Annotated in this window: 9 protein-coding genes; all 9 read right to left on the reverse strand. The window is 54.1% G+C overall.

All coding sequences use genetic code 11. The features are described from left to right. Nucleotides 1–140 precede the first annotated feature (140 nt). The 9 genes from TH25_RS04585 to TH25_RS04625 all read right to left on the reverse strand — a co-directional run bounded on the left by TH25_RS04585 (nucleotide 141) and on the right by TH25_RS04625 (nucleotide 11,355). The gene (locus TH25_RS04585; RefSeq protein ID WP_114087264.1) at nucleotides 141–902 is read right to left on the reverse strand and encodes a hypothetical protein; all 762 of its coding nucleotides are present in this window, start codon (nucleotides 900–902) and stop codon (nucleotides 141–143) included. 190 nt (nucleotides 903–1,092) lie between these two features. Then, nucleotides 1,093–2,826: a M14 family metallopeptidase gene (locus TH25_RS04590; protein ID WP_114087265.1), complete on the reverse strand. Its 1,734-nt coding sequence runs from the start codon at nucleotides 2,824–2,826 to the stop codon at nucleotides 1,093–1,095. Further along, nucleotides 2,823–3,716 carry an ABC transporter permease gene (locus TH25_RS04595; protein WP_114087266.1) on the reverse strand — a complete coding sequence of 298 codons (894 nt, stop codon included), beginning with the start codon at nucleotides 3,714–3,716 and terminating at the stop codon, nucleotides 2,823–2,825. Before TH25_RS04595 ends, TH25_RS04590 begins: the two co-directional genes overlap by 4 nt. A 3-nt stretch (nucleotides 3,717–3,719) precedes the next feature. Continuing rightward, complete coding sequence (locus TH25_RS04600; RefSeq protein ID WP_114087267.1) at nucleotides 3,720–4,643, reverse strand: ABC transporter permease; 924 nt, start codon at nucleotides 4,641–4,643, stop codon at nucleotides 3,720–3,722. 89 nt (nucleotides 4,644–4,732) lie between these two features. Next, the gene (locus tag TH25_RS04605; RefSeq protein ID WP_114087268.1) at nucleotides 4,733–6,265 is read right to left on the reverse strand and encodes an ABC transporter substrate-binding protein; all 1,533 of its coding nucleotides are present in this window, start codon (nucleotides 6,263–6,265) and stop codon (nucleotides 4,733–4,735) included. Between the two features lie 55 nt (nucleotides 6,266–6,320). Next, nucleotides 6,321–8,165, reverse strand: coding sequence for an ABC transporter ATP-binding protein (locus TH25_RS04610; protein WP_114087269.1), 1,845 nt, complete (start codon nucleotides 8,163–8,165; stop codon nucleotides 6,321–6,323). A 508-nt stretch (nucleotides 8,166–8,673) separates the two neighbouring features. Next, complete coding sequence (locus TH25_RS04615; protein WP_114087270.1) at nucleotides 8,674–9,423, reverse strand: siderophore-interacting protein; 750 nt, start codon at nucleotides 9,421–9,423, stop codon at nucleotides 8,674–8,676. 46 nt (nucleotides 9,424–9,469) lie between these two features. Continuing rightward, nucleotides 9,470–9,895: a MarR family winged helix-turn-helix transcriptional regulator gene (locus TH25_RS04620; RefSeq protein WP_114087271.1), complete on the reverse strand. Its 426-nt coding sequence runs from the start codon at nucleotides 9,893–9,895 to the stop codon at nucleotides 9,470–9,472. A gap of 77 nt (nucleotides 9,896–9,972) precedes the next feature. Further along, complete coding sequence (locus TH25_RS04625) at nucleotides 9,973–11,355, reverse strand: MFS transporter (protein WP_114087272.1); 1,383 nt, start codon at nucleotides 11,353–11,355, stop codon at nucleotides 9,973–9,975. Between the last annotated feature and the right edge of the window lie 139 nt (nucleotides 11,356–11,494).

An 11,494-nucleotide genomic window follows, 5' to 3' on the forward strand; every position in this document is an offset into this window, starting at 1 on the left:
GCACGGGAGAGTAGGGCACCGCCGGGCCTTCTAAACACAGTCAAAAACATATTCCCTGATCACATGATACTACAAAACGCCGTACTCACTTGAGTGCGGCGTTTTTGCGTCTGGGCCCCAGATCCGTTTCTCGGCGATCGTCAGCTTGAAGCGCCAAACAGGCGCTGCAAAAATCCTTTTTTACGACGTTTTGTTGGCAATTTTGGGCGCCAGTTACCGTGATGAAATTCGGGTGTTTTGTCCTGGTATGATGTCCAGACATCGGCACCCATTATGCGGGATAGTTCGGCGATGATCGCTTCTGTCCGCTGGCGGACTTCCCGCAATTTAGAGAGGCAATCCTGCTTGGGAACACGAAAACAGATTTCATCTTCCGGATCGATATTTTCGTCAAAAACGTCGTCCGTTTCTCGAAAATAGAAGAATTGATCGTCAGCTGCGATCTGCAAACGCCATCCCTGATCCATATCTTCAAATATCAGCCCGGGTTCCTTGTGAGTTTCAAGGGCATCAAAAAACGGTATCATTTCTCCAAAGCTGTCCCACCAGGGGGCACTTGCCGCTGGTCCCTGATCTGAACGCCAGAGCCAAAGGCGTAGCCAGAAATAGTGGCTAATATCATTAAATGGCAGTCCATGCTCCGAAGCTAAATCAATAATATTGCGGTAATATGCCACCATTTCCGGCTCGTGATTTTGCAATTCCGAACTCAGGATCACCGGGGCGACAAGATGCTCAAACTTCGGTTGTGTTAAAGGTAGACTTAGGGCCGGATTGTCAAATTGTGACGAATCATCAGGATCACCGATATATATGTCGGGATTTAAAACAAAACAGATATCCGGATTAAGTGCCTCTACATCTTCGGCACGTTTCATCCAGGTGAGATGTGTATTTTCCATTAGTATCAATCACCATATAACTGAGAAGCCCAAAGCATGAGAGTGAAAATGCCAAATGCACTTTGGTCTTCAGACGGTTATTTTAAAAGGATGATGCTACTGGAAATAGAGTCTCTCCTCAATAGCCGGAACCGAGGATTCCATGACTTGCGAAAGATGTGTTCGCTTGTCGAGAAGAGACTCTGGCAGGTCAGGACAGTTCCTGGTGGGCGTCATAGGCCGCGAGAACCGTTGCCATTTGTGCGCTATGCCCGGCGATGAAGGCATCGCCATAGACGGTTTCATCGGGATATTCCGTGATCAGTGTGATCGGCACATCGTGGCGGTCATCGATGGAAACCCAGCAGGGGAAACCATTGATCATGCGAAAGCCATGTTCGCCCGCGTGGGTTTCGTACAGTTTGATCTGTTTGGCGTTAAATTCCAGAAGGCCTGGCACATCAGCAAGGCGTTTTGTCACCAGATCAATCAGCATTTCGGCGCGTTCTGTGGCACTCTCGTGATGGCGCAGGATCAGGAAGAAGCCCTTGGGCAGGGTCCACATGGCAAAGCCACGCGGCACATAGCCCGATAGCGGACGTGTCCATTCATGGGCGGGATAACCATGTAAGTTGATATGTAGTTCCGCACCGCTGATTTCCTGAGCACGGACGCGGATTTCCTTTTCCAGAAGGTTCGCGCCCTTGCGGTATTCGAGGTCATCGCCCAGTGCGGTATAACGGGCGGCATGGTGCATATGACGCGGGTTATCCTGGATCAGGCGTTGATGCAGGGCATATCCATCCGGGTTTTCCAGCGGTGAGATGGTGAAATGGCTGTTTTCACGGCTATTTAACGTTTGTGCGGCGCGCAGGGCACCGACCACGCCACTGGTTTCATTGGGATGCTGGCCGCCGCTGATCATAACCGCTTTATCGGACCCGGCATGGTAGCGCGCAAGGATCTGTCGCCCGGCACGGGACTGGGCACTAAATTCCTCGCCACTGATCGTGCCAAGTTCGCCAATGACCTGTTCCGGGTTAATGGCGGATTGGGCCTGATCAAGTTGTTGGTCTGGCGTGCTGATAACCGCGAGGTCAAAATCGCGCAAGGTGACACGTACCGAGGGCGCACCGTCGGCCTTGATGATTTCCGGCACGATCTGCCCTGGCTGCAAACCACGATCGCCCAAGGGACGACCGGATTTCTTCTGGAAAAATTCCAGCAGCGAGAAATAGAAATCCTCGTGCAGGGCTTCGCGCAGGCTAAGAACTTCGTCGCCAATGCCCAGGGGCTGATCGGAAACCGGCAGGGTCACACGGATATTGAGTTCATTGAAATAGGGTTCGCTATCGCCCCAGTCGTGATCGGCAATGGCATCAATGGTGGTGTGAAAGGCGGCCTCGTATTCGGTTTCCAGGCGGCCATCGGCCAGGATATTGCCCTGTGCATCACGCACCCGTAACCAGCCGGTGGGCGAGACCAGGGTTTCACCGATGCAGTCCTGATGGACCCGGTTGGGGGCGAAAATGTCGTGGATTGTTTGTGCGCCTGTACTGTGTGTGACTGTCAGACGGTAGGTGAAATCGGTTTCACTGCCAGGAACAAAGGAGATTTCGGCATCACCGCACAGTGCTGCGACGGGATAGGTTTCCAGGCGAAACCGGTTTTCGGTGCACACTTCATGACGCGGATAGGCGATTTCAACGGCCGTCGCATCGGACAGGTCAATTTCTTCGAGAACCGCATGGACAAGGGGTTTATAGGCGCTGCGCAGATGTGCGGTAATCCCGTGGATTGCCAGAATGCGTTCACCGGCACGGCGTGTTGCCTCGTCCTCAAACAGCCATGCTTCGATCGTCGCACCGCGATGGGCATCGTTGTTATAATGCTCGATCAACTGGTCAAGGCTGCGGGGGAAGCTTTGTTTGAAAATTTCACTCATTGGGAGGTCTTTCCGGTTGGATCAAGGCTGTCGCGCAACCAGTCGCCCAGCAGGTTCAGGCCCAGCACGGTCAGCATGATGGCAAGGCCGGGGAAAACACTGACCCACCAAGCATTTTGCAAATAGGTGCGGCCATCGGCCAGCATGCCGCCCCAGCTTGGGATCAGCGGATTAACCCCAAGGCCAAGGAAGGTCAGGCTGCTTTCGAGCAGGATGTTGGTGGCAACATTCAGGGTCATCAGCACGATGACCGGGCCAATCAGATTGGGCAGCAGATGGGAAAACAGAATGCGAATATCGGCAACGCCAATGGCGCGGGCAGACTGGATAAATTCACGGTCGCGCAGCGACAGAACCAGACCACGCACCAGGCGGGCATATTGCACCCATTGCGAGACAATCAGCAAAATGATGGTGTTGGTAATGCCGCCACCGACAATGGCAATAAAGGTGATGGCAAGCAAAATAAAGGGCAGGGCAAGCTGCACATCGGCAAAGCGCATGACCAGAATATCCCAGAAACCACGGTAATAACCGGCAACCAGGCCCATTACCACACCAATGGCAACCGCACCGGCGACCGAGATAAGGCCAACCTGGAGCGAGATTTTGCCGCCAATAATGACGCGCGCCAACACGTCACGTCCTAACGGATCGGTGCCAAAAATATGGGAAGCCTTGACAAAAGGCGGGGTCAGGCGGGCCATCAGGTCGATTTTTTCACCGCCATCGGGAAACAGGAAGCCGGAAAACAGAACGGCAAGGCACATGCCGCCCGCCAGAAGAATGCCGAGAACAAATTCAAGCTGGCGGAAACGGGCAAATTTTTTGCCGCGACGGGCCGGTTTTGCCGGAATTTCAGATGTTGCCGTGGGTGTTGGGGCGGACATGGCTTACTCCGTGCGGATACGCGGATCGATCAGCCCATAGGCAATATCGACCAGAAGGTTGATGCCGACAATCAGCAACGAAAGAACGGTAATTACGGCCTGCAAAACCGGGTAATCGCGACCGCCTACCGCATCAAAGGCCAGCGTGCCAAGGCCGGGCCAGTTAAACACCCGCTCGATCACCACAATCCCGCCCAGAAGGGCGCCAAATTGCAGGCCGAAATAGGTAATGAGCGGAATGGCACAATTGCGCAGGGCATGTTTGTAAAGAACAACATTTTCGCTAAGTCCCTTGGCACGGGCGACCATAATGTATTGCGATTGCAGCGTTTCGAGCATCGCAGTACGCACCAGGCGCACATTGGTCGCCGTCAGGATAATGCCCATTGTCGCGGCGGGCATGATGAAACTGGCAAAATTATCCATGCCGCTGGGCGGTAGCAGGCGAAAGGTGATGGAAAGCAACAGCACCAGCATGGTGGCGAGCCAGAAATTCGGAAAAGACAGCCCGACAAGCGAGAGGATACGAATAATCTGATCGGCCCATTTCCCCTTGGCGACAGCAGCCTTGATGCCGAGCGGAATGGACAGGATGATCGAGACGATCATGGAGGCAAAAGCAAGCGACAGGGTGGCAGGCAGCGCCTGGGCCAGCAAACCGGAAACCGGGGTTCCGCCCAGGAAACTGCGGCCAAAATCAAGGGTGAACATGCCTTTGATGAATTGGAAATACTGGACAAGAAAAGGCTGATTAAGACCCAGCGCCTCGCGGATGCGTTCAAGGTCGGCTTCGGTCACACTGCCGGCCCCCTGGGTGAGCATCAGGGCAGGGTCGCCGGTCAGGCGAATGGCGAAGGATACGGTAATGGTGACAACAAACACCACAAAGACCGCCTGCAAAAAACGTTTGATCAGAAATCCGGCCAAAATCTTGTCCCTTACTTCAAAAAAGGCTGTGTTGCCCGCCCGAAACCGGATGTGAACAATCGGTGCCGGGCGGGCAAAGGATGGGTTTTTTAGTCGACTGAAACCTCGTTCAGGCGCAGGCGGCTGTCAGGTGCGGGGGTAAAGTTTTTCACCCGCTTGGAAATACCAAAGATGGCATTGAGGTTATAAAGCGGCATTTCCAGTGCGCGGTCAGCTGCATAATTGGCGATATTGCGCAGGATTTCCTCACGCTTGGCGCGATCGGTAATGGCGCGCTGGCTTTCCAGCATTTCATCCATTTTCGGGTCGCTGTCATACGGGTTCCATTTCTCGCCAGTGTGATACATGAAATAGGCCGTATTATCGAAATCAAGCGTCCAGCCGCCCCAGGATTGCTGGAACATCGCCCCGGTTTTGCCCTTCGGGATGATGTCATTGAGCAACACGTTGGTTTCATAGGGTTTGATCGTGGCGTTAATGCCGACAATCTGAAGATAGCTGGCAACCGCCTGCACCACTTCGTTAAAGGTCGCATCATTGCCACGAATGTCGATCTGGACCGGTGCACCCGGCTGGACACCGGCTTCTTTCAGCAGTTCCTTGGCCTTGGCCGGGTCATAGGGCAGGGGCTTCATTGACGGGTCATAGCCAAAGGACAATTTGCCCTGGAAGCTTGCAATCGGGGAGGCTTCGCCGCCAAGGATCGAGTCAATGATGGCTTGACGATCAACACCGTAAATCAGCGCCTTGCGGACTTTTACATCCTTGGTGATGCCGTTTTTGGTATTGAAACGTAGCGCATAGACCGTCGGGCTGGGCGAGGTCACAACATCAAGATTGGGATCGCCTTTGATGGTCGGGATCATGCCAATCGGAATGGTCGGCGGAATGACCAGATCAACACGGCCTGCCTGAAGTTCGGCAACGGCGGTTGAGGGCTCGGAAATAAAACGGTAGTTCAGGTGGTCAAGCTTGGCCTTGTCGCCCCAGAAACCATCGAATTTTTCAAGCTTGATGCCGACCTTGGGTTCGTAGGAAACGAACTTGAACGGACCGGTGCCAACCGGATGGGTATTGAAATAGTCTTCCCCATGTTCCGCAATATATTTGGGCGGCACAATCATGGCACCATAACCGGCCAGCTTGGTCAACAAAACGGGATCAGGCTGCTTGAGGTGAAAATCAACCGTGTTGTCGTCGATCACTTCAACATGGTCGATGGAGGCGTAGTTGGACTTTTGCGGGCCCTTGGAGCCTTCGGGGCCCATCAGGCGGTCAAAGGTGAATTTGACCGCTTCGGCGTTAAACGGTTCGCCATCATGGAATTTGACCCCTTCGCGCAGCTTGAAACGAATGCGTTTGCCATCATCGAGTGTTTCCCACGATGTTGCCAGACCGGGAACCAGTTTGGTGTCCGGTCCGCGATAGGTCAGGCCATCATAAATATTGGTGGCAACCGATGCCCAGTTGACTAGAAAGGTATCAACCGGGTCCCAACTGCCGGGGTCTTGCGGCGAAGAAATTGTCATTGTACCAGCAGCCCAGGCTGGCGAAGCCATAAACGCACCCCCGGCCACGGCCAGCGCCATGATGGCGGTACGCAATCCCTGTTTTTTGATCATTTCTTTTCTCCAATAGTGGTGACAAGGCACCGAAGAAGGCACTTAACGACTTCTTTTACGCGACGTTTTCCATCCCCTCGGCCACGATATGGCCCGGTGCGATTTCCCGATGTGTCAGAATGGCCGGTTCGTCGCCCACACGGCGGATCGGACTGGGAATTTCACCTTCCAGAACAGCCCGTTCACGAATGCGCGTCGGATCGGCAACGGGCACTGCGCTTAGCAGACGTTGGGTATAGGGATGGGTCGGGGTTTCAAGAACCTGGCGACGACTGCCAAGTTCCGCCAATTGCCCCAGATAGAGCACAGCGACACGGTGGCTCATTTTCTCAACCACGGCCATGTCGTGACTGATGAACAGATAGGCCAGCCCCTGTTCTTCCTGCAATTCCATGAACAGATTGATGATCTGTGCCTGAATGGACACATCAAGGGCGGATAATGCCTCGTCGGCGATGATCATTTTCGGGTTGGAGGCAAGGGCGCGCGCAATGCAAATACGCTGGCGCTGCCCGCCGGAAAATTCATGTGGATACCGATCGCGGTGTGCCGATGTCAAACCAACCCGTTCAAGCAACTGATCAACCCGTTTGGTAATGTCCTTCTCGCTGGCAATCAGGCGATGGGTGTGGATCGGTTCGGCAATTGAAAAGCCGATCTTTTTACGTGGATCAAGGGATGCAAACGGATCCTGGAAAATATACTGGATTTCCTGGCGCAGGCGTTGGCGTTCCTGCTTGCTCATCGCGGCAAAGGTTTTGCCATCAAAGGTGATTTCGCCGCTGGTGGCTTCCTGCAATTGCTGAATGGTACGCCCGATGGTCGATTTGCCGGAGCCGGACTCACCCACCAGCGCCAGGGTTTCGCCGCGATAAATATCGAAACTGACCTGTTCGACGGCATGGACGCGATGCGTTACACCGCCCAGCAAGCCTTTTTTGATGTCAAACCGGGTGACAAGGTCGCGGACCGAGAGGATCGGGGCGCTATCGTAACGCGCGGTTTTCTGAATTTGCTCGGTGCCGATCAAACGCGGTGTGCCGTTTTCCATGACGGTGACGGGCATGCGTTTGGGGTAATCCTCGCCCTCCATTTCGCCCAGGCGCGGGACAGCGCCCAAAAGGGTTTGGGTATAGGGATGTTGCGGATGGGCAAAAATTTCTTTAACGGGGCCTTCTTCCACCTTTTTGCCCTGCCACATCACCACAACATCATCGGCAACCTCGGCAACAACGCCCATGTCATGGGTGATGAAAATAACCGCCATGCCCAGTTCTTTTTGCAGGTCGCGAATGATGGTCAGGATTTGCGCCTGAATGGTGACATCAAGGGCCGTGGTCGGTTCATCGGCAATCAACAGCTTGGGTCGGCAGGCCAGTGCCATTGCAATCATCACGCGCTGGCGCATCCCGCCTGAAAGCTGATGGGGATAACGTTTCACCAGTTCTGCGGAATCGGGCAGGCGGACCATATCAAGCAGGCGCTGTGCCTCGGTAAGGGCAGCGGATTTGCTCATGCCTGCATGCAGCATCAGCGATTCTGCAATCTGGTTGCCCACGGTGAAAACCGGGTTCAGCGATGTCATCGGTTCCTGAAAGATCATCGCGATTTCGTTGCCGCGAATGGCGCGCATTTCTTTCTGGCTGGCAGAAAGCAGGTCGATTTGACCATTCTGCCCGTTAAAAAGAACACGCCCACCGCCATAGGTGGCCCCGTTCATTTCAGCCAGACGCATGATCGACATGGATGTTACGGATTTTCCGGAACCGGATTCACCAACAATCGCCAGGGTTCGCCCGGCCTTAACCGTAAAGCTCAGGTCTTCGACCACGCGATTGTCGCCAAATTGGACGGTCAGGTCTTCAACCGACAGCGTTGATGCCAAACGTGTATCCGCCACGCATTTATCCCCACTCAAGACGCGCAGGCCAACAGGCTGTGCGCAATGGTGCCGAATGACTTCATCAGGGAGTATCACGAGGCTATAGAGATTATGATTCGCAATTGGCGCATATCCCGCTTAACCGCGGCACGATGCTGTGATTGTGATTTTATGCACCTTGGATCCCGTCGGTGATGGTCAACGTCCCTGATGATGTTTTCGACAATTTGTATACTTTCTACACACGTCACCATTTATTCGGTAAATTGTCAATAAAATGTTATTTTATGACACATTTTCAATTTTTGTAACAGTGTTTGATATTGCTCATCAATTCAGGGCTGTGGCCGGAAGGTCGCCAAAGCCAAATAAAAATCCGGGATGCCTATTTTCGGAATGGGACTCCGAAATTCTCAGCCAGTTTGTACTGGGCTTGTTGATGCTGGGTCATTTTCTGGCGGGAACGGAAAAAGCAGACCCGATAACGGATCTGCTTTCGCGCGGTATAAGCTTTGCAGTGGAAATATCAGGCGGCCTGATCGGTTTCCGCATCTTCCCGTTTTACCGATTTGTGTGTTTCCTCGTTGATGCCAAGTTTCCAGTAGCTGGAAATGTACATTTCGCGTTTATCGATGGCGCGTTCATTGCGGAAATGGTGGCGGAGTTTCTGCATGGCCGTAAATTCGCATGCCGCCCAGACAGAAGGTTTGCCGTCTGGCCAGTCCAGCGCGGTCACAACATTGGGCAGGGCAGCACTGTTGGTGCCGGGATGCGGATTAACAACCCAGTGAATGGTAACATGTTCGGGCTTGGCAAGATGTTGAATGTCGGCTTCGCTGAGAACTTCAATCACGGCATAGCCCCGCGCATCGGCGGGCAATTGTTCAAGATTGACCGATATGGCGGGCAGGGCCGTCATGTCACCAACGATCAGAACCCAATCGGCAGTGTTATCGACCAGTTTTTTAGGGCCGGGGCCACCAATGGCGATTTTATCACCGGGCTTGCATTCCGTGGCCCAGCGCGAGGCGGGTCCGCCATCTTCGTGCAGGACAAAATCGATATCAATTTCGTCTTCCCGTTGGGCGCGGACGGTATAGGTTCGCAGCATCGGTTTTTCCTGGTCGGGATTGTCAAACATCAGTTTGACATAGGCGCTGGCCTGGTCTTTGGGGAAGGTATTCATGCCGTCACCACCCAGGGTAATGCGCAGCATATTCGGGGTAACATTGGCTTTTCGGATCACTTCAAATTGCCGGGGAGCTGGTTTTGGCATGGTGATCTCCTTTCAGTGCAAATGGGGAATATGGCGCCGGAGCGGTTTATTCCGCGAGATTGGCGCTCATGATATTGGCAAGTCGGTTGAAATCGGTGATTTCATCGGGGGAAAGCCCGGCTGCCATGCGTGAAGCGGCGATTTCTTCGACCTCTTTGATCCGCTTTATCATTTGATATCCTTTCGGCGTCAGACGCAGGATATTGCTGCGTTTGTCGTCGGGGTGCGGATGTTTTTCGATCAGGTTTTCAGCCAGCAAATCCTTGAGAAGACGGGCAAGCTGGCCTTTGTCGTGTTTGGTGCGGGTTGATAATGCCAAAGGCGTGCAGTCAGGAACGGCATTGATGCCCTTAAGCGTTCGGATATGCGAAATGGCAAGGGGGATGTCCGCCTGCTGATAGGCCTGGCGCAATGCCCGTTTATAGGCATGAAGCAGGGTATGCAGGGTTTCGCCAATCGTCATATCGGGCATCGTCAGCTCCGTTTGTCATGTGACGTAATCATCAGCCCAGGTGGCGTCAATGCCCCCGGAATGGATGGAAAGGGGCATCAGGAAATGATGCCGACCTGCCAGGCGCGGTTGCGAATGGCACTGATACAGCCCGAAATCAGGGCAAAGCCCGCTGCGCTATACATCAAAAGGGCAAGGCTGAATTCGGTGCTGTGTGCAATCAGGATGGCGGCGAGTGCCGCGCCGCTTGATTGTCCCAAAAGCCGGGCGGTTGATTGCAGGCCACTGGCCCCGCCACTGCGTTCACGCGGGGCGCTGGTGAGCATGATGCGGTTATTGGGTGTTTGAAACAGGGCAAAACCGGCCCCGGCCAGCATCAGGGCAAGAATGATGGTATAATTGCCCGCCTCGCTGGGCAGCCAAACCGTGGCGGCAAGGCCGGTGGCGAAAATGACCATGCCGATGGTGGTAAGCGGGGCCGCCGAATATTTGTCGGCCAGGCGACCGGCAATTGGCGCGGTCAGGGCTGTCGCCACCGGCCAGGGCGTCATCAGGATACCGGTTTTGACGGCATCATAACCAATGACGTCATGGAAGAAAAATGGCAGCGAGACAAAGGCGATAAACTGAGCGCAAAACCCGCAGATCGAGGCAATGATGGAGCCGGTAAAAACCGGACTGCGCAACAGATCAATCGGCAATAATGGCATGTCGCGGTAAAGTTGACGGCGGACAAGGGCAATTCCGGCAGTCAGGGCAATAATGAACTGACCGATAATCAGTGCCATGTTGTGACTGGTGCCAATGCTGCCCAATGCGGAGATCAAAAAGCCCAGGGCAAGTGCGTTTAATACGGCACTACCGAAATCGAATTTGGCACCGTTGAGTTTGTTGTAGGGCAGAGTGAAATAACCCATGACAAAAGCAAGGATTGAAATCGGCACATTGATTAAAAACAGCCAGTGCCAGCTTGAAACCGCCAGAATGGCCGATGCGATGGAAGGCCCGGCAGCCGCAGAGATCGCGACGACCATTGCCACCATGCTGATACCGCGTCCCAGCAGCCTGACAGGCATAATGTGACGAACCAGGGCACCATTGATGCTCATCATGGCGGCACCGCCCAGTCCCTGAACCAGGCGGGCAAATGTCAGGATTTCGATGGTGGGAGAATAGGCACATAAAATCGACGCCCCGCAAAACAGCACCAGCCCGGCGAGATTGATTTTGCGAAAGCCGATTTTTTCGCCCAGGGCAGCCAGGGGCAGCAGGGCAATTACGACGGCAAGCTGATAGGCCGTCACGACCCAAATGGCGTGCGCGGCACTGACATGCTGGTCGTGCGCGATGGTCGGCAGGGCAACATTGATAATCGAGCCATCCAGCACCGCCATCATAATGGCGAGCGAGACGGTCAGAAAAGCAAGGCCACGTTGGGGCTGAGGTAAGCCATCCTCGTGAATGACCGGTGATTTTGACATGCAGAACTCTTCCTGAAACCGCGCATGGGGAGGGATGCAGCCCATGACGGTCGGGGTGAAAGCAGTAAATTGAAAGATCAGGCCTGTCTTGAAAGGCAGGCAATATGCCAGAATGCGACATTGCGTGCTGGCAGGTTTG

This window comes from Thalassospira profundimaris (genome assembly GCF_003326755.1).
In the GTDB taxonomy this organism is placed as follows: domain Bacteria; phylum Pseudomonadota; class Alphaproteobacteria; order Rhodospirillales; family Thalassospiraceae; genus Thalassospira; species Thalassospira profundimaris_B.

What these genes read in the sequence shown, in the direction of transcription:
- TH25_RS04585 (WP_114087264.1), bottom strand. Translation starts at nt 902, where the DNA reads ATGGAAAATACACATCTCACCTGGATGAAACGTGCCGAAGATGTAGAG.
- TH25_RS04590 (WP_114087265.1), bottom strand. Translation starts at nt 2,826, where the DNA reads ATGAGTGAAATTTTCAAACAAAGCTTCCCCCGCAGCCTTGACCAGTTG.
- TH25_RS04595 (WP_114087266.1), bottom strand. Translation starts at nt 3,716, where the DNA reads ATGTCCGCCCCAACACCCACGGCAACATCTGAAATTCCGGCAAAACCG.
- TH25_RS04605 (WP_114087268.1), bottom strand. Translation starts at nt 6,265, where the DNA reads ATGATCAAAAAACAGGGATTGCGTACCGCCATCATGGCGCTGGCCGTG.
- TH25_RS04615 (WP_114087270.1), bottom strand. Translation starts at nt 9,423, where the DNA reads ATGCCAAAACCAGCTCCCCGGCAATTTGAAGTGATCCGAAAAGCCAAT.
- TH25_RS04620 (WP_114087271.1), bottom strand. Translation starts at nt 9,895, where the DNA reads ATGCCCGATATGACGATTGGCGAAACCCTGCATACCCTGCTTCATGCC.
- TH25_RS04625 (WP_114087272.1), bottom strand. Translation starts at nt 11,355, where the DNA reads ATGTCAAAATCACCGGTCATTCACGAGGATGGCTTACCTCAGCCCCAA.